Here is a 23,279-nt window from a genome sequence, read left to right as displayed (position 1 = left end):
TTTACCCAGACCTATTAAGACTTATGAGTGACCTATTCAAAGGATTTGAGCAGTTTCTAGATTTGGTTAAAACCTTAGAAGAAAAAATCGAGAGTGGAGAGGTAAAAACAGATATACAGGTCAACTCTCGTCCCCTGAGTAGTATTCCCAGAACGGGCAATATTCCCCGTGGTGCAGCCAAGAGCAGTAATATCAATGATATTGGTACTAGTCGCATTCGCACCCCCTCTTCCCCAGCTACTCCCCAACCCTCTAATGGGTCATCAGATTCAGCTACCCCCCCTGAAAATTCTGGTATTTCCCTGAAAGACATAGGTGGTTTAAGTCAGGTAGTCAAAGAGCTCAAAGAATTAATTGCCATCCCCTTAAAGCGCCCAGATCTGCTGGCTAAACTGGGTCTAGAGCCAACCCATGGGGTGCTTTTAGTTGGTCCTCCCGGTACTGGTAAAACCCTCACAGCTCGTGCTTTAGCGGAAGAACTGGGGGTAAATTATATTGCCCTGGTGGGTCCAGAGGTGATTAGCAAATACTATGGTGAAGCGGAACAAAAACTGAGGGGTATTTTTGAAAAAGCTGCTAAAAATGCCCCCTGCATTATTTTTATTGATGAAATTGATAGTCTGGCCCCTGACCGCAGTGCAGTGGAGGGAGAAGTAGAGAAACGGTTAGTTGCCCAGTTATTGGGCTTAATGGATGGGTTTTCTCACACACCAGGTGTAATTGTACTGGCTGCTACTAACCGTCCGGATCATTTAGATCCAGCGCTGCGTCGTCCAGGAAGGTTTGATCGAGAAATTCAGTTTCGCATTCCCGACGCTAACGGACGTAAAGAAATTCTGCAAGTTCTTACCCGTGCCATGCCCTTAGATGACACTGTGGACTTAGAATTTATTAGCGATCGCACTGTAGGATTTGTGGGAGCTGACTTAAAAGCTGTTTGCCAAAAAGCGGCCTATATGGCCCTGCGCCGTCAAGTTCCATCCATGGAAACAGATATTCCTGAAACCATGACAGTGAACCAGTCAGATTTTCTGCAAGCGCTCAAAGAAATCAAACCAGCAGTGCTACGGAGCATGGAGGTAGAAGTTCCCCATGTGGAATGGGAGGACATTGGCGGACTGGAAGCCATCAAACAAACCTTGAGAGAATCTGTAGAGGGGGCCTTACTATATCCAGAACTCTACCGTCAAACGAAAGCAGTAGCTCCTAGGGGGATTTTACTATGGGGGCCACCCGGAACCGGTAAAACCCTATTAGCCAAAGCAGTAGCTTCCCAGGCCAGGGCCAATTTCATTGCAGTCAACGGACCAGAACTACTCACCCGTTGGGTAGGAGCAAGCGAACAAGCAGTAAGGGAACTATTTGCTAAAGCTCGACAAGCGGATCCCTGCGTCATATTCATTGATGAAATTGACACCCTAGCCCCCGCTCGTGGGACTTATACTGGAGACTCTGGTGTGAGTAACCGGGTAGTAGGACAACTATTAACGGAATTGGATGGTTTGGAAACTGGTACTAATATTCTAGTAATAGGAGCTACTAACCGTCCAGATGCGTTAGATCCAGCTCTATTAAGAGCTGGAAGATTAGATCTACAATTAAAAGTTGATCTACCTAATTTAGCCAGTCGCTTGGAAATTTTACGAGTTTATACCGAAGGTAGACCACTATTGGATGTAGACTTAGAATATTGGGCCCAGACTACGGAAGGTTGGAATGGAGCAGATTTAGTTTTGTTATGTAACCAAGCATCCGTGGAAGCAATTAGGCGATTTCGCGCTAGGGGGGAAACCGATCCTACAGCCATTAGGGTTACCATTGACGATTTTCAACACTCCTACCGCATCCTAAGCCAACAACGTAACAGTTAAGAGGTAGTTGGCAAATTATGCTGGAACCACAAACTTATGGGTTCCAGCTAGTCCAAAAGCAGTGTGAATTATCTGTAATGCTTTAACCCCTTCTTTTTCTGATACAACACAGCTAATTTTGATTTCTGAAGTAGTAATCATTTGAATATTAATTTGATTCTGCGCCAAAGCTGTGAACATTTTAGCTGCTACCCCTGGTTGACCAACCATTCCCGAACCTACAACACTAACCTTGGCAATGGCGTCATCTAGGATGACTTCTCCCCATCCCAACTGTGCAGCAACTTGATTGATTTTAGCTTGAGCATTTTCTCCATCCGTGCGGTTTGTGGTAAAAGCTATATCCCGACAAGCTACGCCATCAATTACCCGACAGCGTTGAGACTGAATAATCATATCCACACTGATGTTAGATTCAGCCAGTAAACCGAACAACTTCCCAGCTATCCCCGGTTGATCTGGCACATGACGAATTGCCAGTCGGGACTGATTCATATCTAATGCAACACCACACACAGTGGAATATATAGAGTTTGAAGAAGAAACATTACGTGTAGACGCATTAACTTCAAACTCCTGACAGAGAGATAAAATAGCGCGATCGCAATCTACTGCAGCAACTAAACAACTAACTTTAACCTCACTAGTAGAAATCATTTGAATATTCACACCAGCTTTAGCCAGAGTAGCAAACATTTTAGCAGCTACTCCGGGGCGGCCAATCATCCCCGCTCCAGAAATACTGACCTTTGCCGTATTCCTTTCTACAAGCACCTCTGCTTCATTAGAGCCGTCGTTATTTCTCAAAGCTGGAGCAATAGCTGAAGCCACAGCTTCCGCTCGGTTCAAAATAGGTGTATTTACAGTAAAAGCAATATCATTAGAATTACCCTCATGAATTGATTGAATAATCAAATCCACATCTACCTGCTGATCGGCAATCTCATTAAACAATCGAGCTGCTACCCCTGGTCGATCAGGGACGCGTAATAAAGAAACTTTAGCCTGATCAACATCAAACTCTACCGCATCCACAGGACGAGCCAACTCTAAATTGACCATAGCTCGTTCTTGAACCTTATTAGATGTTACCCAAGTTCCCGGTTGGTCAGTCCAACTGGATCTCACCACCAAAGGTACACCATAATTCTTGGCAATTTCCACCGCCCTAGGATGTAACACCTTAGCACCCAAACTAGCCAATTCCAGCATTTCATCACAGGTAATTTCCTTCATTAACTGAGCCTCCGGTACTAACCGGGGATCAGTAGTTAAAATACCGGGTACATCCGTGTAAATCTCACAGAAATCAGCCTTTAAAGCCGCAGCCAAAGCCACTGCTGAAGTATCAGAACCTCCACGTCCCAGGGTAGTAATTTCCATAGCTGAAGTGTTAGAAATTCCTTGAAAACCTGCAACTACTACCACCTGACCAGCATTTAAATGGCTAATTAACCGTTCAGTTTCAATATGTAAAATTCGAGCGCGAGTATGCTCTGCTTCAGTAACAATACCTACTTGTGCCCCAGTTAGAGAAATAGCTGGCTGGCCAATTTCTTGTAGAGCCATACTCAGGAGAGCAATAGTTACCTGCTCTCCCGTGGAAAGCAACATATCCATTTCCCGACGAGTAGGACTAGGGGAAATTTCATGGGCCAGCTTCACTAAGCCATCAGTGGTTTTTCCCATAGCAGAAACCACAACCACAACAGAATTTCCCACCTGTGCAGTGCCATGGATGCGCCTGGCTACCGCTTGAATACGTTCCACAGAACCAACGGAAGTACCACCGTATTTTTGAACTATGAGCGCCATTACCTTGGATATCCCTCTCTAATCCTTAATTAACTTGCTTTTGGTTAGTATAAAGATTTTGTTGATTTTTATTTTCCACATTCTAAAATAGCATGAAATTTTGGTAAAGCCATAATCAAAAATTGCCCATATCCGTGAAGGATCTAGGCAATTTCTCTATCCAGTCTAAAATTCAAAATCTCAGTTGTTTAACCAACACCTACCATTTCCGTTTCTAAACGACTTAATCTAGCTGTTAGTAATTCCTCCAAACTGATTAAAGCCTTAGTAAAACCATCAATTCCCTCCCTCAATTTATCCGAAGCCATGCGATCTGCAGCATGCATGCGCTCAAAAGTAGCCTGATCAACCGATATTTTGTCAATAGACAAACCAGAAGTAGTTACCGGATCCAGTTTCCGAGGTAACTCAGCCACAGTATTTTGCAATTCCGATAATAAAGCGGGGGAAATAGTCAACAAATCACAACCAGCTAATTCAGTAATTTCCCCCATATTGCGGAAACTAGCCCCCATAACCTCAGTCTGATAACCGAACTTCTTATAATAATTATAGATTTTAGTTACGGATAACACACCAGGGTCTTCTGCAGGAGGATAGCTAGATCTGCCTGTATCTTTTTTATACCAATCTAGAATCCGTCCCACAAAAGGAGAAATCAGGGTAATTCCAGCTTCAGCACAAGCTATAGCTTGATGAATTCCAAACAATAGAGTTAAATTGCAGTGAATACCCTCTTTTTCTAAAATCTCCGCCGCTTTAATGCCTTCCCAAGTAGCAGCAATCTTAATCAAAACCCGGTCTCGAGAAATTCCTGCTGCTTGATACTCAGAAATCAAATATCTAGCCTTAGCCACAGTTCCATCAGTATCGTATGACAAACGGGCGTCCACTTCTGTAGAAACCCGACCAGGAATAATTTGCAGAATCTTTAAACCAAAGGAAACTGCCAAGCGGTCAAAAGCCAGAGAAACCACCTCTTGGTGACTAGCCTTATTTCCAGCATCTTTCTTAGCCTTAATGAGAGTTTGGTCAACAATATGTTGATATTCGGGCATTTGAGCTGCTGCAGTAATCAAAGAGGGATTTGTTGTTGCATCCTGGGGTTTAAATTTTTCAATAGCTTGAATATCACCAGTATCTGCTACAACCACCGTTACTTCACGCAACTGTTCTAGTAAGTTTTTAGACATAGTATACTCCATGATTTTCTTGGGTTCAGGATTTACCAATTCGCAAATATTTAAACTCTTTGATATTCCAAACGATTACCATTATGGCAACCTTCTCCCAGAATTGCCCTTTATCACCGGGATCTCATAGCCATTTTAGATCTACTAAGCTGTAATTGGTTGTCCAATAGAATGCACTTTGATTAAACTTGTTGTGCCTGACATACCAATTGGAACTCCTGAGGTAATAACCACCTTATCACCCATTTCCACCAAACCTTGATTAACTACCGTACTCACCACATTAGTAAACATCTCCTCAGCATGATGAACTGGGGGAATTAACAAAGGTTGAACACCCCAAGACAATGCTAACTGATGATAAGCAATAGGTTCAGAGGTCAGAGTAATAATCGGGGTCAAAGGACGATATTTAGAAATCAATCTTGCCGTGCTGCCAGAAGTAGTATTACAAAGAATCGCCTTAGCACCTGTCTCGTAAGCAATTCGACAAACTGCCTGTGCAACTGATTCAGTGACACTCAGAAGACCAGATTCACGGTTCCAAGTATGTTTACTTCCTTCTTTAATTGCCTGCTCTGTTTGTAAAGCGATGTTGTGCATTATTTGTACTGCTGCCATAGGATAATCACCCACAGCGGTCTCCCCAGATAACATCACCGCATCCGTACCATCTAAAATGGAATTAGCCACATCTGTTGCCTCAGCTCGAGTTGGATCAGGGGAACTAATCATAGACTCTAACATTTGAGTAGCCGTAATTACCGGCTTACCAATGAGATTACAGCGATGAGTAATATCCTTTTGAATTAATGGCACTTGGTGAATAGGCATTTCCACACCCAAATCACCACGAGCAATCATAATTGCATCAGCCACCTTGAGAATATCATCCAAGTGTTCAACCGCCTCAGGACGTTCGATTTTAGCAATCAGACGAATTTTAGAACCAGCACCCTCAATCATTCGTCTAGCGGGTTCCAAATCCTGGGTAGAGCGCACAAAAGACACTGCTACCCAGTCCACACCTAACTCCATTCCAAACCGTAGGTCTTGCAGGTCCTTTTCTGTAATTGAACTTACAGGTAAAGGAGTACCAGGTAAATTCACACCCTTATGGGAGGAAACTAATCCACCAGTATCTACCCGTGCACGAATTTGGTCAGCATTGCGACTAACCACAGTTAACTTTACCCGACCATCATTAATCAGAATTGGCTCACCAGGTCGAATCATGGCAAATAAAGTGGGTAGAGGCAAGGGTAATTCTTGAGTAGTTTCCCCCTTTTCCTGTAAAAGAAAAGTTACCTCAGTACCAGCTGCCAACATGATCCCTTCTGGTGGGAGTTTTCCCAAACGGATTTTGGGACCACATAAATCCTGTAAGATTGCCACAGGTCTACCAGCTTCATTACTAATGCGTCTTAAATTGTGGAACGTTTGGGCATGTGTCTCATAAGCTCCATGGGAAAAATTTAGTCTTGCCACATTCATTCCCGCTTCTACTAAAGCTTGTAACTTTTCCGGTGCAGCTGTAGCAGGACCAATAGTGCAGATAATTTTGGTGCGACGCATCATAGAAATTAAGAGTAGGGTGGGGGTAGCACAACCCAATTAAGCCCAGAGGAATGATGAGAAATACAAACAGTAGCAGTTATCTACTTTTTTGTGCCATGTACACAATTAGATCCACAACCCTGTTAGAGTAACCCCACTCATTGTCATACCAGGAAACAACCTTAAAGAAATGAGAATTTAACTCTATACCCGCACCAGCATCAAAAATACTAGAGTGGGCATCACCTTGAAAGTCCGTAGAAACCACCTCTTCATCGGTATAACCCAAAATGCCCACCAGGGAACCTGTAGCAGCTTGTTTCATCGCTGCACAAATATCCTTGTAAGAAGTAGCCTGCACAGTTTTGAAGGTTAAATCCACTACGGACACATCCGGTGTGGGCACCCTAAAAGCCATTCCCGTTAACTTACCCTTCAATTCTGGTAAAACTAGGGCCACTGCTTTAGCAGCACCGGTAGAAGAGGGAATAATATTTTGAGCAGCTCCCCTACCACCGCGCCAGTCTTTTTTGCTGGGTCCGTCCACTGTAGGTTGGGTAGCAGTCATAGCATGAACTGTGGTCATCAGTCCCTCTGCTAACCCAAAGTTGTCATTAATTACTTTAGCAATTGGGGCCAAACAATTTGTAGTACAACTAGCATTAGAGACGATGAAATCCTCATTGGGATTGTAGGATTCATGGTTAACACCAACCACGATTGTTTTCACCTTTTGAGGATCTTTTGTGGGAGCAGAAATCACCACTCGTTTAGCGCCCGCTTGTAAGTGATTTTCCGCTCCGGTAAAATCCGTAAACAGTCCTGTAGATTCTACAACATAATCCACGTCCAATTTACCCCAAGGTAGTTCAGCGGGATTCCTCACGGAAACGCAAGGGATGAAATGACCATCAATGACCATGCCATCTTCCCTGGCTTCTATTTGGTTTTTTAATTTACCATGGGTAGAGTCGTACTTTAAAAGATAGGCCAGATTGTCTGGGGGAACCAAATCATTAATTCCCACAAACTCAATATTAGGATTATTAATACCAGCACGGAGTACCAGACGGCCAATACGTCCGAAACCATTAATGGCAATCTTTAACTTAGGCAAGATTTAACCTCCTGTTTGTAGATATTTATAGCTTTAGCCATGGAGAACTCTTCAGGTTAGTTCTCTTCTAACTTAGCTGATTGTTACAGTGGGAAGACTGATATGGCGAATTTCGATTATATATTTTAATGTTTAATGTATGTTCACTATCTCCACTAAGTAGGGAGGCACAATTATTTGTAGGATGGCTTTCGTTCCTCAACCCATCCTACGTTCATATTATATTTAATTCCACCCACCCACTTATACTTAGGCAGGTCTGAATCAGGATACCGATAATAATTTTCAGTAACTTTTAGATTGACAGGGAACTAAAAATGAGTTAGGTTATTGCATTAAATTAAAAACATGGTGTGGGGGATTAACATGAATATTAAGATAGATAAATTAACAGGTCTAGCTACATCAGTATTGACATTAACCAGCGGGTTGGCTATTGTAACCTCCACCAGTCAGACAGTATTGGCACAGGTGGTGACCCTACAACCAGGTACTTTTTCTTACCAAGCTGCCGATTTGTTAGCGGAAACACCAATTAATTTGGAAGAATTTTGTAAAGTCTACCCTTTGAATTCCCGTTGTGTTCCCACACAACCGGTAACACCACAACCTCCTCAACCCACCCAAGAAACAACCCAAACTGGCCCAACAACCAGTGGTTGGGGAGTTACTCCTGAAATTAGCACTCTTGGTATTGGTGCAACGGTAACCAAATCAATCACACCCAATCTCAATGCCAAATTGGGAGTTAGGGGGTTTGGTACTAATGCTAACATCAGCGAGTCCGGGATTGATTATGATGCTAAACTCAATTTGTTCAGTGTCTCCACTTTGGTAGACTACCACCCTTGGAAAAACTCAGGTTTTCGTTTAACGGGAGGTCTAGTATTCCAAGACAACAATATAGAAGGAACTGGCAAATCCAACAGTAATCAAAAAATACAAATAGGCGACCAAGAATACACCTCAGACCAGTTAGGATCAGTTAAAGCTAAAGTTTCCTTTCCTAATAGTGTGGCCCCATATCTGGGAATTGGTTGGGGAAATGCAGTTAAACCTGGTAACCGTTGGAGTTTTTCCGCCAACTTAGGTGTCATGTTTACGGGATCCCCTAAAGTTAATTTAGCACCTCAATTTGGAGGTGCTGCAACCCCTGAGATCCGGAACCAAATTCAAGCTGATGTTGAGAAAGAAAGACAACAACTAGAAAATGACCTGAAATGGTTAAATATTTATCCCGTACTATCTCTAGGACTCTCCTACCAGTTTTAATGATGTTTACAGATGGTGGGAGGGATTATGGATCTCCCCCCCCCACTGCTAAAATCCCAGTAGTCGGAATAGACTAATGATGCTAAATACGGGAGCTAGGGGAGCAGTAACTGCACCTAAAGTATCTCCCGTCCTAGCCAAAACTGAACGATTCACCACTATAACGTCATTATTGCGCAGAATAGGGTTGGTCTCCTCATTTATCCCTTTAGAAAAGTCAACCTTTACTGCTCGTTTAGTAACTGTACCGTTGGGATTAAGACGAACCAAGTCCACTGAACTACTACTTGCCCTAGCATCATTGAATCCACCAGCTGCTAACAAAGCTTGGTTTAAAGAACTGTTAGGCTGAAGCTCAGTAACCCCTGGTCTTTTTACCTCCCCAACTACCCCCACCTTGATTGTTGCGGGCGATAGGGTGGTAGTGGCCAACTGGGTTACCTCTGCTGTGTTTACTTGTGTTGCTGTGGGAACAATAATAGTGTCACCGTCTTGTACCACCACATCCTGATTTAAGTCTCCGCTTTGCAACAGTTCCCACAAATTGATGTTTAGGGTTTGTTCCTTGTCAGTTCTGGTAGGACGACGAACCTTAATGTTGCGCACGTCAGCTTGGGATGTGATTCCTCCCGATAACTGAATGGCTCGCATTACTGTGGGTAAACCACCACTGTCGTTTCCACCCCCTGCAGCAACCAAGTAGGAACCAGGACGGTAAACTTGACCAGTAATGGCTACCCTGCGCGGTGCTGTTCTACTAGCAGCGTAGCTGGCTGCAAATAAGTTGCGGGCCTCAGCTACATTAAAATCTGTTGCAGTGGGGACAAATATGGTGTCTCCATCTCTGAGAGTTATGTCTATGGGTATTCTTCCTGTTTGGGTAATTTGTTTCAGGTCGAGACTTATCACCTGTTCTCCCGAACGTCCCACCTGACGTCGTAGTTGTACCTTGGTCACATCCGCTGCTAGTGTTACTCCCTCTGCTGTGGTTAGGGCGGCTAATACTGTGGGATATTGTACACCAGGATTGTTACCTCCTGTTCCTTGTAAACTCAAGCTATAAGATCCAGGTCGTGTCACTTCTCCAGCAACAAAAACGTTGATGGGACGGGGAGCTAACAAGTTTACTGAAATTAAAGGGCGTTTAAGAAACCGAGCATATCTTCTGGCTATTTCGTCTGCTGCTTGTTGGGTTGTTAGTCCAGAAACGGGAATGCTGCCAATTAATGGCATGTTGATTTCTCCCCCAGGTGGGATTTGATATTCCCCGGTGTATTCTGGCGCCTCAAAAACGTTCACACGAATCCGATCTCCACCACCTAATAGGTAATCGGTGAATAGACTAGAAGTGGCAGAATTTACTTTTGGCTGGGGTTTTGATTGAGCTAAACTGACCAATGGCCAGGCTGTATTAAGGGTGGTCAGTAAGATTAGGGCTGTGCTTGAATGGATAATAGGTTTCCAGAAGTTTTTGCTAACCATTTTTACCTGAGAGTTTGTGCTTGGCATTTGTAATAGTAAGGTTTAGAAATTATAACAGCTGAAAAAATTTGGAAATATAGCTTGGAAAGAACGCTATAGACAAGTTTGATGGCTAAAAATGAGAGTCGGGTAAGCATTCTGGCTCTATACCTAAGTCCTGACTATAGTTAGCTGTGTAAGTTCCCAATAGCATTGTTTTCATTTATTTTCATCCACAAGCTTCATTATCCGGGAGTAACTTGTCCAAACTATTAGTTTTGGGTAAGGTTAGGTTAAAGTTTTGATTGGGTTGGTAACGGGGATAACTGTTGAATAAAAAAATCCTCCAAGGACTGACGACATAAGCTTATTTTAATCACTTTCCCACCCATTAACCGCAAACTGGCAAGAAAATCATATAAATCTTCTTTTAAGATGCCATGCCATATAGCTTCCCGTTCAAATTGTATCTCTCCCAATCTTTTTTGTAATATCTCTTTATCCCCTCCTTTACCCCTGATATAGTAGCCTTTCTCTTCCCCTAATAATTCACTCAGGGATCCACTACAAATTATTTCCCCTTGATTTAATATGCCAATGCGATCGCAAATCTGTTCTACATACCCTAACATATGACTGTTAAAAAAGATGGTTTTGCCTGCAGATTTAAGCGAAAGGATAATTTCTCGCATTTGATTTTGTGCTAAGGGATCAAGTCCAGACATAGGCTCATCCAAAAACAGCACTTTTGGATCATTGATTAACGCCTGGGCTAAACCAATTCGCTGAACCATTCCCTTAGAATAGGAACCAATCCTTTGTTTGCGAGCTTGATTTTGGGATAACCCGACTAATTCTAACAGATGAACTATCCGTTGTCGTTGCACACGGGAGGAAATTCGGAAGATCTCCCCAGTCAACTCTAACAACTCGTATCCAGTCAGATAATCGTAAAAATAGGGGTTTTCTGGTAAATAACCAATAAACTGTTTGACCGAGCGATCGCCTAGTGGTTTCCCCAACAAAAATCCTTTACCACTAGAAGGACGACTTATTCCCAGTAAAATTTTTAACAAAGTAGTTTTTCCTGCACCATTAGGTCCCAAAAGGCCAAAAGTTTCTCCTGGATAGACTTCTAGGGAGCAGTTGTGGAGAGATATAATCTTGTGGTGCGACCAAAATCCTGTGCGGTAAACCTTGCTCACCTGAGAGGTAAGGATTGCTGGAGAATTGTTAAACATGAATGTATTTTATTATCAACTATAACACGCCCTTAGAACTAGGAATAGTTTGAGCGCGACGAGGATCGATCTCCACGGCCATGCGCATTGCTCTAGCAAAAGCCTTAAAGGTAGCCTCAATAATATGATGAGAATTAATACCATCTAGTTGCTGAATATGTAGAGTCATTTGACTATGATTTACTAAAGCCACAAAAAACTCTCTCACGAGTTGAGTATCATAGGTTCCTACCCTTTCCGTACTAATATGTAATCCATAACTGAGATGGGGGCGACCAGAGAAATCCAAAGCTACCTGGATCAGTGCTTCATCCAAAGGAGCGATGAAATGACCGAAGCGGGCAATACCCTTTTTATTACCAAGTGCCTGATGGAGAGCCTGACCTAAAGTAATACCCACATCCTCATTGGTGTGGTGGTCATCAATTTGCCAGTCACCTGTAGCTTGAATATCCAAATCAAATAAACCATGGGAGGCAATCTGCTGGATCATGTGATCCAAAAAATAAATACCCGTATTAGACTTACAAATTCCCGTACCATCAAGATTAATGGATACGGTTACATCTGTTTCTCCTGTAACACGTTTAACCGTAGCGAGTCTTTCTTTGCTCATTGTCAACTTATATTTTTATATTTTTTTGTTAGTTCATTAGCAAGTAGTTCAAACACTAACCGACGTAGAACGTCGGTGATGCTTAATATTGAACCTAGTTACATGCCCATAATTTCATATCCCGCATCTACATATAGGATTTGTCCAGTAATTCCACTAGATAAATCACTACACAAAAAAGCAGCTGCACTACCTACCTCCAATTGAGTAACAGTACGTTTAAGGGGAGCCACTTGCTCAACGTGATGAATCATATCCAAAATACCACCTACAGCAGAGGAAGCCAGAGTGCGGATGGGACCTGCGGAGATACCATTGACACGAATATTTTGGGGTCCCAGTTCTGCTGCCAAGTAACGCACACTAGCTTCTAGTCCAGCTTTGGCTACTCCCATTACATTATAATTAGGAATAGCGCGCACTGCGCCCAAATAGGAAAGAGTCAGAATACTACCACCTTCTGTCATCAAAGGTTTAGCTGCTCCACTTAACTGAATAAGAGAATAAGTGCTAACTTCTAATGCCTTATTAAATCCTAAGCGAGAAGTTTGACTAAAATCTCCACTTAAATCCTCTTTGTTAGCAAAAGCTAGACAGTGAATGAGAATATCTAGCTTACCCCATTTTTGTTGAATAGCGTCAAAAGTAGCTTGGATTTGTTCCTCATTCTCTACATTACAGGGCAGAAATAAACTAGGTTCAAGGGGTTCAACTAACTCCAAGACCTTCTTTTCGAACTTACCCTTATCATCGGGCAAATAGGTAACTCCCAGATTAGCTCCAGCTGCATGTAGTTGTTGGGTAATACCCCAAGCAATAGACCGACTATTGGCAATCCCCGTAACCAGGGCATTCTTACCGGACAGGTTTAGCATAAAAATTGTTAACGCGATTGATCTTATTGAGAATATTGTTAAATTAAATGTTATCCTAAATGTGATCTTGATAATTCTCTGTCCCCATAAACCTTTTTATGGTGATTGTTTAAGAACTTATTAAAGATCTGGCAAATTTTGAACCGAAAAAACCCCAAAATTGTCCTCCAGGGGAGGGGTGATCCACCATTTTAGGTTAAAAATCACCAAAATTGGGTATCATGATCGACAAAATAAGATAGACTAGCAAATTTGAGTATAGTAAAAGACAGAAAGATTGACGGTGCGTTCTTGATTCTTCAGTTGTATTCTTAGGTATTAAGTTTTTGTTTTTCCGGTGTTGGGTAAGGGAAGGGAGATGATCGTAATGCAAGATAAAGCCCTGGCAAATGTTTTTCGTCAAATGGCAACGGGGGCTTTTCCCCCTGTTGTGGAGACGTTTGAACGTAACAAAACCATCTTTTTTCCCGGGGATCCGGCCGAACGAGTTTATTTTCTTCTCAGAGGTGCTGTGAAACTTTCCAGGGTGTATGAAGCAGGAGAAGAAATAACAGTGGCCCTGCTACGGGAAAATAGCGTTTTCGGTGTTTTGTCATTACTAACAGGTAATAAATCAGATAGGTTTTACCATGCAGTTGCTTTTACTGCGGTGGAATTGCTCTCTTCGCCAATTGAGCAGGTAGAGCAGGCCCTCAAGGAAAATCCAGAACTGTCAATGCTTATGCTGCGAGGCCTCTCCTCGCGGATTCTGCAAACAGAAATGATGATTGAAACTCTTGCTCACCGAGATATGGGTTCTCGGTTAGTCAGTTTTCTGCTAATTCTCTGTCGCGACTTTGGTGTTCCCTGTGCTGACGGGGTTACTGTTGACCTCAAGTTATCCCATCAGGCGATCGCAGAAGCAATAGGTTCCACCCGAGTGACTGTAACCAGGTTACTAGGAGACTTGCGGGAGAAAAAAATGATTTCTATCCACAAGAAAAAAATCACTGTGCATAAGCCAGTCGCACTAAGCAAGCAGTTTACTTAATGTTTACCAAGTTTGCTTATAAGCTATAATTTGAGTTAGCTCACGGAAAAATCTGGGGGGTCTAATTCACCAGGCAAGTTGTGTTTACTCTTACGGACCAATATCCCCCTGTGTCCACCGTGCAACAATTTTAATAAGGTGCAATTCTATGACTCCAAGACATGGATACCTATGGCTGTCAAACAATATTTAAACTTTACTATTCTATCCAATTCTTTTTCTCCACAGACCATGGTTAAAAGTAGTAAAGTGTATATGGAAGCTTTTTTGGCGGTAGGATTAAGATGGCCACTGGGTACATCCTCATAGCAGCAATTTTAATTTTGGGCGGTGTGATTGCCACCCTCGGCGATCGCATTGGTACCAAAGTAGGTAAAGCACGTTTATCTCTGTTTAATTTACGTCCCAAGAAAACGGCGGTTATTGTCACTATCTTTACGGGTAGTGTGATTTCCGCCACCACCTTGGCCATTTTATTTGCCGCCGACGAGGGTTTGAGAAAGGGTGTATTTGAGTTAGAAGATATTCAAAAAGATCTCAGAAATAAACGGGAACAATTAAAAACTGCTGAAGCTCAGAAGATTAATATAGAGAATAGACTAATTGCAGCTAGAAAAGCTCAAGAAGAAGCTAAAAACCAGCTTATAGAAACAAATAAGTCTTTACAAGAAGCAAATAGTAAACAAAAAGCTACACAAGCTAAACTTGACATTACTACTACAAAACAGATTAAAACTCAAACTCAACTCCGGGGAACCCAGAGCAAACTAGGTAAGGTTGTGGTTCAGTATAGACAGGCCCTGGGTGAACTGGAAAATTTATACCAACAACGCCAAGCCTTACGATTGGCAGTGGGAGAATTAAGAAGTGAACGTCAGCAGTTATATGCTCAAGCTCAACAAGCTATTGATGAGGCTAAAAATGCAGTTACCAAACGAGATCGAGAATTGTTCAACCGCAAAGCAATTATTGCACAGCGAGATCGAAAAATTGCTGGTTTGGATAGGCTAATTCAAAATCGCAATTTAGAAATTAGGAAACGAGAACAAATTATTGCTAGTAGAGAAGTGCAACTAGGGGAGCTAGAAAAACAGCAGCAGTATTTAGAACAAGAGGTAGCAAGATTGGAAAAATATTATCAGTCTTATCGCGACCTACGTTTGGGTAAATTAGCTTTGGTTCGTGGTCAGGTCATAGCATCTGCTGTAGTTAGTGTGAATAAACCTAGCGTTGCCAATCAGGTCATTACCCAAATATTTCAGGAAGCTAATAATAACGCCAGCATTCAATTAAATGAACCAGGAACCAACCAAAATAACACAGACTTACTACGTATAAGTGAAGAAAGGGTGGAACAACTGACTAAACAAATTCAGGATGGTAGGGAATATGTAGTGAGAATTTTTTCTGCTGGTAACTACGTAAGAGGGGAAAAACAAATAGAATTTTTTGCCGATGCTATGCCCAATCAACTGGTATTTTCTGCTGGTCAGGTATTGGCTACAACCTCTGCGGATATGAAAAGTATGACATCATATCAACTGCGTCAAAGGCTAGATCTAGTAATTTCTGCTTCCCAGTTCCGTGCCCGAAATGCTGGCATTGTGGAGAGAATAGAGATAGATGGCACTTTTTTACGATTTTTTTCTGAACTGGAGCAGTCTCAACAAGCTTTGGAAGTAAAAGCAGTTGCTGCAGAAAATATCTATACTGCAGGTCCTTTAAGAGTTAAACTGGTGGCAATATCCAATGGAAAAATTGTTTTTAGCACTTAAAAATGAATAATATAAATGGTATAAAAACACAGTGCACAATTTTAGGCTTTGACCCTGGACGTGACAAATGTGGTGTAGCAGTGATGGGAATAGACCGTAAACTTTACCATCATGAAGTTGTGCCAGCTAAACAGGTGATCGCCCATATTTCTGATTTCAGGGCAACTTTTTCCATTTCCAGAATTGTGATGGGAAATCAAACCACAGCTAAAACTTGGAAACAGCAACTGGAGCAGGAATTAAACCCCAGTTTGGATATTATCTTAGTAGATGAACGTTACACTACCTTAGCTGCAAGAGACCGTTATTGGCAGATGTTTCCTCCCAGAGGATTAACAAATCTCGTACCCAAAGGTTTACGTCAACCACCACGGGCTATAGATGATATTGTAGCAATTCTCCTAATTGAACGCTATCTTGAAGAACTGGGGATTTGCCACAAAAACTCTACTAGTCATCCCATTTGTGACCAGTAGTGTTTTAGTATTTGTCAACCTCTTGTAGTGGCTATAGTTCATATTTCGGCCCGAATAGTAAAAGTATAATCTCCTCCTGGTTCCAATTGATAATCTTGTTTTTCTAAAAAGCGTCCCAGGGGATCCCTAATCAAGGCCCTTCCCCGAGAGGGTTGAATGGAAAGTTCTCCCCGGAGAAAATACCATTCAAAATGCCATTCAAAATTGCCAGCACTGACATCACCTTCCAGAAAGCCATGTTGCCAGGATTGACGGGTGATTCTCACGTGGGCAGTAGTTTCTGGTAAACGTTTAGCGCTGACCATGGAATAACAAGTGTAAATTTTCCTTCGAGTAAGAAAATTATACAATCACTGGAGAATATCCCATTACCCAGGTATCACGGATTTTAGATTTGTGATTTATTATACTTAATCTACAATCTAAAATCCTATAGCCCTAGCCACCGGGGGTGAGCCAGAACGCTTCTTCACTAAACCTTCTGGACAAAGCTAGATACAACTAGCGATTTGTTGCTGCGGCTTCTCGTGCAGCAGCTGCCTGATCTGGATGAATGCCCAATCGTGTCAGGTTAATTCTCCCCTTGCTATCAATTTCACGAACCTTGACAATTACCTCCTCACCAACAGCTACTTCATCTTCCACCTTACCTACACGATAATCGGCCAGCTGGGAAATATGGATCATGCCCTCCTTACCAGGTAAAAATTCCACAAAGGCCCCAATTGGTATAATCCTTGTCACACGACCCACATATACATCTCCCTCGTGGAGCTTGCGGGTCATGCCCTGAATTATACTTTTTGCTCGTTTGGCTCTACCTTCATCTATGGCGGAAATGGTCACAATACCACTATCTTCAATGTCGATTTTAGCACCCGTCTCTTCCGTAATACCCTTGATGGTCTTACCGCCTGGACCGATGACTAAACCAATCATATCAGGATCAATTTTAATTGTGACTAGTCGTGGTGCAAAAGGTGAAGTTTCAGTTCGTGGTTTGTCTATAGTTTGCAACATCTTCTCCAAAATGTGCAACCGAGCATCCCTGGCTTGCTCCACGGCTTGTTTAATTACATCTAGAGACAATCCAGAGATTTTCATGTCCATTTGTAGTGCCGTGATGCCCGTATCAGTACCGGCCACTTTAAAGTCCATATCGCCTAAAAAGTCTTCAATACCTTGAATATCAGTTAGTACCCGTACTTCCGATCCTTCCTTAATCAAACCCATAGCAGCACCGCTGACAGGTTTGGTAATGGGAACACCTGCATCCATGAGAGCTAGGGTAGATCCACAAACTGATCCCATAGAGGTAGAGCCATTGGAAGAAAGAACTTCCGAGACCACCCTAATGACGTAGGGGAATTGCTCTTTGGTAGGAAGCACAGGCAAAATTGCCCTTTCTGCTAAAGCTCCATGCCCTATTTCCCGTCTTCCAGGGGCCCGCAAGGGTTTAGTTTCACCTACGGAGAAAGGAGGGAAATTGTAATGATGTAAGTAACGTTTGGACTGATCTACTTGTAAATCATCACTTAAACTTTGGGCATCTCCTGGCGTGCCAAGGGTGCAAGCTGATAATACTTGAGTTAATCCACGATTAAATAATCCACTACCATGAACACGACGAGGTAGGACTCCTACTTGGGATGAAACAGGACGCACTTCATCTAACTTACGACCGTCCACTCGCACATTGTCTTCAACAATTTGACGACGCATGAAGTACTTAGTAATGTCTTTAAAAGTGTTCTCCAGTACTTGACCATTAGCTGTTGCAGCTATGCGAATAGGATCTTCCTCCCCCAGAGACTCAATACTAGATGCGATCGCACTTTTAACTACATCCAGAGCAGCATCGCGTTCAGTTTTAGTCAATTCAAACTGAGCGAGTATTTTTTTAATTTCCTCACTAGCGCGATCGCGGATATAGTTTTCCAGACTTTGATCGGGTATTGGGGGTTCTTGGTGAACAATAGTCAAACCGAGTTCAGCAATTAAATCTCGTTGTGCTTGAATTAAATCCCTAACTGCTTCATAACCAAAGTCAATGGCCTCAATAATATCCCGTTCAGGTAACTGATTTGCTCCTGCTTCCACCATAATTACCCCATCGGGGGAGCCAGCAACCACCAAATCCAAATCACCAGCTTCTATTTCGGCGTAGGTAGGGTTAATAATAAAATCATCCCCAACTAAACCCACACGTACTGCTGCCATTGGTCCATAAAAAGGAATTTGGGCAATCAGAGTAGCGATAGAAGCTCCGGTTACAGCCAACACATCGGGTGGCACCAGCTCATCCATAGAGAGGGTCAAAGCAATAATTTGCAGGTCATCTCTTAACCAGGAGGGGAACAGGGGACGCAATGGGCGGTCAATCAAACGACTAGTTAAAATAGCCCTTTCTGGTGGCCGACCCTCGCGGCGCATAATACCACCGGGTATTCTTCCAGCAGCGTACAGTCTTTCTTCATAATCTACTGTTAGGGGAAGAAAATCAACGCCCTCTCTGGCTTCTGATCTTGTGGCCGTCACCAAAACGGCAGTGTCTCCCGATTCTATCAACACCGAACCACCTGCTTGAGGGGCTAACAATCCGACCTTCAGTCGAATATCCCGTCCATCAAAGGATATTGACTTATCAATTTCTGCCATTCAGTTTCTTTTCCTTCTATGCACTCTATTCTCGCTCTGTGGCAATCCTAACACTTATATAATGTAGACGACTTGGTTTTGGATATATTAGTTTCAGACAAGGTAAAGGGGGGGGATCTGGCGACTTTTTAGTTTGTACTTGGGAATTTGTGAAAAAATATGTCAATTCTACACGGTGCTTGGTTGAATAAAACAAAAAGTAATTTTGATCCAGTATTGTTCCTCTGGGCAGAAACTTGGCGAAGCGAATCTCAAATACCAATGGAGTCTATTAGTTTGACATCCTTACCTTACCATCCTTTAGCCATGTCATCCCTGGAGTTGGGTACGTGGCTGAAAAGCTATCATGGGCGAATCTATGACTGTATTTTCACTTCTAATTCTGCTATAACTAAAGTAAGTAGGAATAAAATAAATCAAGCTAAAGTTGATTCACAAGTGCTCGCTGTACCGACTAATTTTATAGGAAGATCCCCAATTATTTGCCCCATATATTCCCCAAGTATATTAGTAGAGAATAATGATAGAAATAGTGATCACCAAACCTATTTACAACCCTGGCGAATAGAGGGTTTTTCCTTAGAACCTGATGTGGCTATTAAAGTGCTGTGTAATTTACCATTAAATTCCACTAATAGTGCAGATAGTTTTTTGGCGGGAGACCTGAGATTTTGGTCCCATATAGCAAGATGGTCTTTAGATTTAATAGCTCGCTGTAAATTTTTACCCACTATAGAAATAAATGAAGACGGTTCTCAATTTGCTCGGTGGCACGTACTCTTAGATAGTGCTATAGATACAACCAGATTAGAAAAATTTGCTGCTAATATTCCCCCGGCATGTTGTAATTATCAACAGCTTGATTCCCATAATGCAAATTATGTTGACCACTTGTTCTTTACGGATCTACCTAGGGAACCGCAGGAGTTAATTTTGGGATTTCTCAATAGCATCATAGATGTACAAATTCGTCTTATGCTAGATGAGCAATCCATTTTGGATAGTCGGTCAATCATGTCCTTGCCATCATTAGTGCAACCATGGTTCCAGTCTTTGATCAGTTTGAAGAATAGATCATCTCCAATGTGTGGGGATGCCATAGACCTAGAGAGATTAAAAGAGACCCTAAAATCTTGGCAATTGCCCTTACAACACCAATTAACAGAAAAAGTAGCTTTTAGAACTTGTTTACAACTGCATCCACCCACAGGGACAACAGATTGGCGTTTAGGTTATTTTTTGCAAGCTACTGATGATGACCAATTTCTCATTGATGCCAAAACCATATGGGAGAATCCAGTGGAAACATTGGTGTATGAAAATCGCCAGGTCAGTAAACCCCAAGAGACTTTATTGCGGGGTTTGGGTTTAGCCTCCCGATTATATCCTGGGATTACCAGTAGTTTAGAGACAGAATTCCCGGAATGCTGTTATCTTCAACCTATGGAAGCATATCAGTTTATTAAATCTGTCAGTGGGAGATTAGAGGATAATGGGTTAGGGGTAATTTTGCCTCCCAGCTTAGCTAATCGTGAAGGTTGGGCAAATCGTTTAGGTTTGCAAATTATCGCCGAAACACCACACAATAAACAACAGAATTTAGGTTTAAAAAGTTTATTAAAATTCCAATGGCAATTGGCAATTGGTGGTCAGACCATTTCTCCAGATGAATTTGACCGATTAGTGGCTTTAAATAGTCCCTTGGTAGAAATTAACGGTGAATGGGTAGAACTGCGAGAACAGGACATTAAAACTGCCCAAAACTTTTTTGCTGCTCGTAAACAGGATTTATCTTTGTCCTTAGAAGAAGCCATAAGAATTAGTAGAGGTGACACCCAGGTAATTGAAAAATTACCAGTTGTTAGTTTTGATGCTTCTGGTGCATTACAAGATTTAGTTACCACCTTAAATGATAACCAAGATATTCAACCTTTACCCCTACCCAAAAATTTTCAAGGTCAGCTTCGACCTTATCAACAAAGAGGAGCTGCTTGGTTAGCCTTTTTAGAAAGATGGGGTTTGGGTGCTTGTTTAGCTGATGATATGGGACTGGGAAAATCTGTACAGTTTCTGGTTTTTTTTCTACATCTGCAAGAAAAAAATGCCTTACAAAATCCCGGTCTTCTCCTATGTCCTACTTCTGTTTTGGGCAACTGGTCTAGGGAAATAAAAAAATTTGCCCCTCAACTCAAGGTTTTGGAATTTCATGGTGAAAAACGTCCCAAAGGTAAGAAGTTTGCTGAGAGTGCTAAGGAGCAGGATTTAGTAATTACTAGTTATTCTTTGGTGCAACGGGATCTTAAGTTATTGCAAACTGTTAATTGGCAAGTTATTGTTTTAGATGAAGCTCAAAACATCAAAAATTATGATTCTAAACAATCTCAGTCGGTGCGCAAATTAGAAGCCAAATTTCGTATTGCTTTAACTGGAACACCCGTGGAAAACCGATTACAGGAATTATGGTCTATTCTGGATTTTCTGAATCCTGGTTATTTGGGTAATAAACAATTTTTTCAAAGACGATTTGCTATACCCATTGAAAAATATGGTGACGTATCATCCTTAAATCAATTGCGTTCCTTAGTACAACCCTTTATTTTGCGACGATTGAAATCGGATAAATCCATTATTCAAGATTTACCACAAAAGCAAGAAATGACTGTATTTTGTGGTTTAACTAAGGAGCAAGCAGAATTGTATCAGAATGCCGTTGATAAATCTTTGAGCGAAATTCAGTCAGCTAGTGGTTTACAACGTCGCGGCATGATTTTATCTTTGTTAGTAAAACTAAAACAAATTTGTAATCACCCCGCCCAATACCTCCATGAGTCTAGCCTGGAAAAGTATAGTTCCGCTAAGTTGCAGCGTTTACAAGAAATGCTAGAAGAAGTCATAGCAGAAAAGAGTAGGGCTTTGATATTTACCCAATTTGCAGAGTTGGGAAAATTATTGCAGCCCTATTTAGCAAAGCATCTAGACAGGGAGATTTTCTTTTTATATGGAACTACTGGCAAAAAGCAGAGAGAAGAAATGGTAGATAGATTTCAACAGGATCCACAAGGTCCACCAATTATGATTTTGTCTTTAAAAGCTGGGGGTGTGGGTTTAAACCTAACTAGGGCAAACTATGTTTTTCATTTCGATAGATGGTGGAATCCTGCAGTGGAAAACCAAGCAACTGACCGAGCTTTTAGAATTGGACAAACTCAGAATGTCCAAGTCCACAAGTTTGTCTGTAGGGGAACTCTAGAAGAAAAGATCCATGACATGATTGAAAGCAAAAAACAATTGGCACAGCAAGTAATTAGTTCCGGTGAAGAATGGTTAACCCAGCTGGATACAGATCAATTACGTGATTTGTTGTTTCTGGATAGAAACGCTATTGTTGATGACGAAGAAGATTAATTTAGGTTTTAAAGAGGGAAGTATGATAGAGAGAACTTTAGAAATCAGCAGAGAATGGTGGTCCCAAAGATGGTTAGACCTATTGGACTCCTATCGTTTTAAAAAACGGTTAGAAAGAGCTAGAAACTATTCTCGACAAGGGAACGTTTTGAGTATTGAATTTCAAAAATCCAAGGTTCTAGCGCGGGTGAAAGGTAGTGAAGTTGAACCCTACCAAGTTTCCTTGTCCCTTGATATATTTAGTGATGAGGAATGGAGCTATGTGATTGAAAATATGTCGCATAAATCCCTGTTTGCAGCTAAGTTACTAGCAGGAGAAATGCCTCAAAATATTGAAGATGTATTCACCAGTAATGGACTTTCATTATTTCCCTTTACCTTGAATGATGTCCATAGTCAATGTTCCTGTCCAGATCCAGCAGTACCTTGCAAACACATCGGAGCTGTTTATTATCAATTGAGCGATCGCCTGAGTGAAGATCCTTTTGTACTATTTGAATTACGGGGTAGAAGTAGAGAAAGAATAATTCAAGATTTAAGAAAATTAAGGGGTCAGAAAAAATTAGTTAACCTACCTATCCATAGAAAAAATAACCAAGGAGAAAATTCCCCCCAACTAAACCCAACCCCTAATCAAATAAGTGATAATCAAATAAATTATTTTTGGCAATATAATGACCCACTAGACTCATCCCTGGTGGTAATTTCTCCCAACATGGGAGAAACGGTATTGGATATTTTAGGAAATATTCCCCTACCCAAAGATGAAGAGAATACAGTCCACGTCTTGGGTTCTAGTAGCGACTCAACCATGAAACACTTACAAAATATTTACCGAGATGTTAGTCAAAAAGCTTGCCTATTGGCAATGAATATGGGTTAACTTTTTTGTTAACTATATGATATGATGCCATTTT

Annotated in this window: 17 protein-coding genes; 7 read left to right on the top strand and 10 right to left on the bottom strand. The window is 41.7% G+C overall.

Annotated features, from left to right (window positions below):
* Window positions 1-23 precede the first annotated feature (23 nt).
* Window positions 24-1,871 (top strand): AAA family ATPase, encoded by a 1,848-nt coding sequence (locus C6N34_RS00205; protein ID WP_057178845.1) that lies wholly within the window; start codon window positions 24-26, stop codon window positions 1,869-1,871.
* A 15-nt stretch (window positions 1,872-1,886) separates the two neighbouring features.
* Here C6N34_RS00205 and C6N34_RS00200 read toward each other — a convergent pair whose 3' ends face one another.
* The 4 genes from C6N34_RS00200 to gap all read right to left on the bottom strand — a co-directional run bounded on the left by C6N34_RS00200 (window position 1,887) and on the right by gap (window position 7,553).
* On the bottom strand, window positions 1,887-3,686 hold the full coding sequence (locus C6N34_RS00200) for an aspartate kinase (RefSeq protein WP_115538947.1): 1,800 nt from the start codon (window positions 3,684-3,686) through the stop codon (window positions 1,887-1,889).
* Window positions 3,687-3,874: 188 nt separating this feature from the next.
* The gene (locus C6N34_RS00195) at window positions 3,875-4,879 is read right to left on the bottom strand and encodes a transaldolase (protein WP_057178847.1); all 1,005 of its coding nucleotides are present in this window, start codon (window positions 4,877-4,879) and stop codon (window positions 3,875-3,877) included.
* 144 nt (window positions 4,880-5,023) lie between these two features.
* Complete coding sequence (gene pyk / locus C6N34_RS00190; RefSeq protein WP_057178848.1) at window positions 5,024-6,454, bottom strand: pyruvate kinase; 1,431 nt, start codon at window positions 6,452-6,454, stop codon at window positions 5,024-5,026.
* A gap of 79 nt (window positions 6,455-6,533) precedes the next feature.
* Window positions 6,534-7,553 (bottom strand): type I glyceraldehyde-3-phosphate dehydrogenase, encoded by a 1,020-nt coding sequence (gap, locus tag C6N34_RS00185; RefSeq protein WP_115538946.1) that lies wholly within the window; start codon window positions 7,551-7,553, stop codon window positions 6,534-6,536.
* Between the two features lie 366 nt (window positions 7,554-7,919).
* Here gap and C6N34_RS00180 point away from each other — a divergent pair, with 366 nt between their 5' ends.
* Window positions 7,920-8,825, top strand: coding sequence for a hypothetical protein (locus C6N34_RS00180; RefSeq protein ID WP_235529013.1), 906 nt, complete (start codon window positions 7,920-7,922; stop codon window positions 8,823-8,825).
* Window positions 8,826-8,873: 48 nt separating this feature from the next.
* On the opposite strand, the gene C6N34_RS00175 is transcribed toward C6N34_RS00180, so the two are convergent.
* The 4 genes from C6N34_RS00175 to fabI all read right to left on the bottom strand — a co-directional run bounded on the left by C6N34_RS00175 (window position 8,874) and on the right by fabI (window position 13,018).
* Window positions 8,874-10,307: a polysaccharide biosynthesis/export family protein gene (locus tag C6N34_RS00175; protein WP_057178850.1), complete on the bottom strand. Its 1,434-nt coding sequence runs from the start codon at window positions 10,305-10,307 to the stop codon at window positions 8,874-8,876.
* Between the two features lie 272 nt (window positions 10,308-10,579).
* A complete protein-coding gene (locus tag C6N34_RS00170) occupies window positions 10,580-11,527 on the bottom strand; it encodes an ABC transporter ATP-binding protein (protein WP_057178851.1) in 948 nt (315 codons plus the stop codon).
* Window positions 11,528-11,546: 19 nt separating this feature from the next.
* Window positions 11,547-12,143, bottom strand: a complete 597-nt coding sequence (gene hisB / locus C6N34_RS00165; protein WP_057178852.1) for an imidazoleglycerol-phosphate dehydratase HisB — start codon at window positions 12,141-12,143, stop codon at window positions 11,547-11,549.
* Between the two features lie 98 nt (window positions 12,144-12,241).
* Window positions 12,242-13,018, bottom strand: coding sequence for an enoyl-ACP reductase FabI (gene fabI / locus C6N34_RS00160; protein ID WP_057178853.1), 777 nt, complete (start codon window positions 13,016-13,018; stop codon window positions 12,242-12,244).
* 358 nt (window positions 13,019-13,376) lie between these two features.
* On the opposite strand from fabI, the gene ntcA reads away from it, so the two are divergent.
* The 3 genes from ntcA to C6N34_RS00145 all read left to right on the top strand — a co-directional run bounded on the left by ntcA (window position 13,377) and on the right by C6N34_RS00145 (window position 16,299).
* Window positions 13,377-14,048 (top strand): global nitrogen regulator NtcA, encoded by a 672-nt coding sequence (gene ntcA / locus C6N34_RS00155; RefSeq protein ID WP_040008442.1) that lies wholly within the window; start codon window positions 13,377-13,379, stop codon window positions 14,046-14,048.
* Window positions 14,049-14,332: 284 nt separating this feature from the next.
* Entirely contained in the window at window positions 14,333-15,823 is a 1,491-nt protein-coding gene (locus C6N34_RS00150) for a DUF3084 domain-containing protein (protein ID WP_115538945.1), read from the top strand.
* Between the two features lie 2 nt (window positions 15,824-15,825).
* Window positions 15,826-16,299 (top strand): pre-16S rRNA-processing nuclease YqgF, encoded by a 474-nt coding sequence (locus tag C6N34_RS00145; protein ID WP_057178855.1) that lies wholly within the window; start codon window positions 15,826-15,828, stop codon window positions 16,297-16,299.
* A gap of 38 nt (window positions 16,300-16,337) precedes the next feature.
* Here C6N34_RS00145 and C6N34_RS00140 read toward each other — a convergent pair whose 3' ends face one another.
* Window positions 16,338-16,604, bottom strand: a complete 267-nt coding sequence (locus tag C6N34_RS00140) for a DUF3146 family protein (RefSeq protein WP_006276417.1) — start codon at window positions 16,602-16,604, stop codon at window positions 16,338-16,340.
* A gap of 196 nt (window positions 16,605-16,800) precedes the next feature.
* Window positions 16,801-18,957: a polyribonucleotide nucleotidyltransferase gene (locus tag C6N34_RS00135; RefSeq protein WP_006276418.1), complete on the bottom strand. Its 2,157-nt coding sequence runs from the start codon at window positions 18,955-18,957 to the stop codon at window positions 16,801-16,803.
* A 159-nt stretch (window positions 18,958-19,116) separates the two neighbouring features.
* On the opposite strand from C6N34_RS00135, the gene C6N34_RS00130 reads away from it, so the two are divergent.
* Both C6N34_RS00130 and C6N34_RS00125 read left to right on the top strand, forming a co-directional pair.
* Window positions 19,117-22,362 carry a DEAD/DEAH box helicase gene (locus C6N34_RS00130; RefSeq protein WP_115538944.1) on the top strand — a complete coding sequence of 1,082 codons (3,246 nt, stop codon included), beginning with the start codon at window positions 19,117-19,119 and terminating at the stop codon, window positions 22,360-22,362.
* Window positions 22,363-22,384: 22 nt separating this feature from the next.
* The gene (locus tag C6N34_RS00125; RefSeq protein WP_057178915.1) at window positions 22,385-23,245 is read left to right on the top strand and encodes an SWIM zinc finger family protein; all 861 of its coding nucleotides are present in this window, start codon (window positions 22,385-22,387) and stop codon (window positions 23,243-23,245) included.
* Window positions 23,246-23,279 lie beyond the last annotated feature (34 nt).

It is taken from the genome of Cylindrospermopsis raciborskii Cr2010, from assembly GCF_003367075.2.
GTDB lineage: Bacteria > Cyanobacteriota > Cyanobacteriia > Cyanobacteriales > Nostocaceae > Raphidiopsis > Raphidiopsis raciborskii.
Note: the sequence above shows the minus strand (reverse complement) of the source record. Positions and strands in the feature narration are given on the sequence as shown.

Bases quoted from the DNA above. Each gene is read 5' to 3' on its own strand.
- C6N34_RS00205 (WP_057178845.1), top strand. From the start codon at position 24: ATGAGTGACCTATTCAAAGGATTTGAGCAGTTTCTAGATTTGGTTAAA.
- C6N34_RS00200 (WP_115538947.1), bottom strand. From the start codon at position 3,686: ATGGCGCTCATAGTTCAAAAATACGGTGGTACTTCCGTTGGTTCTGTG.
- C6N34_RS00195 (WP_057178847.1), bottom strand. From the start codon at position 4,879: ATGTCTAAAAACTTACTAGAACAGTTGCGTGAAGTAACGGTGGTTGTA.
- pyk (WP_057178848.1), bottom strand. From the start codon at position 6,454: ATGCGTCGCACCAAAATTATCTGCACTATTGGTCCTGCTACAGCTGCA.
- C6N34_RS00180 (WP_235529013.1), top strand. From the start codon at position 7,920: ATGAATATTAAGATAGATAAATTAACAGGTCTAGCTACATCAGTATTG.
- C6N34_RS00175 (WP_057178850.1), bottom strand. From the start codon at position 10,307: ATGGTTAGCAAAAACTTCTGGAAACCTATTATCCATTCAAGCACAGCC.
- C6N34_RS00170 (WP_057178851.1), bottom strand. From the start codon at position 11,527: ATGTTTAACAATTCTCCAGCAATCCTTACCTCTCAGGTGAGCAAGGTT.
- hisB (WP_057178852.1), bottom strand. From the start codon at position 12,143: ATGAGCAAAGAAAGACTCGCTACGGTTAAACGTGTTACAGGAGAAACA.
- fabI (WP_057178853.1), bottom strand. From the start codon at position 13,018: ATGCTAAACCTGTCCGGTAAGAATGCCCTGGTTACGGGGATTGCCAAT.
- ntcA (WP_040008442.1), top strand. From the start codon at position 13,377: ATGATCGTAATGCAAGATAAAGCCCTGGCAAATGTTTTTCGTCAAATG.
- C6N34_RS00150 (WP_115538945.1), top strand. From the start codon at position 14,333: ATGGCCACTGGGTACATCCTCATAGCAGCAATTTTAATTTTGGGCGGT.
- C6N34_RS00145 (WP_057178855.1), top strand. From the start codon at position 15,826: ATGAATAATATAAATGGTATAAAAACACAGTGCACAATTTTAGGCTTT.
- C6N34_RS00140 (WP_006276417.1), bottom strand. From the start codon at position 16,604: ATGGTCAGCGCTAAACGTTTACCAGAAACTACTGCCCACGTGAGAATC.
- C6N34_RS00135 (WP_006276418.1), bottom strand. From the start codon at position 18,957: ATGGCAGAAATTGATAAGTCAATATCCTTTGATGGACGGGATATTCGA.
- C6N34_RS00130 (WP_115538944.1), top strand. From the start codon at position 19,117: ATGTCAATTCTACACGGTGCTTGGTTGAATAAAACAAAAAGTAATTTT.
- C6N34_RS00125 (WP_057178915.1), top strand. From the start codon at position 22,385: ATGATAGAGAGAACTTTAGAAATCAGCAGAGAATGGTGGTCCCAAAGA.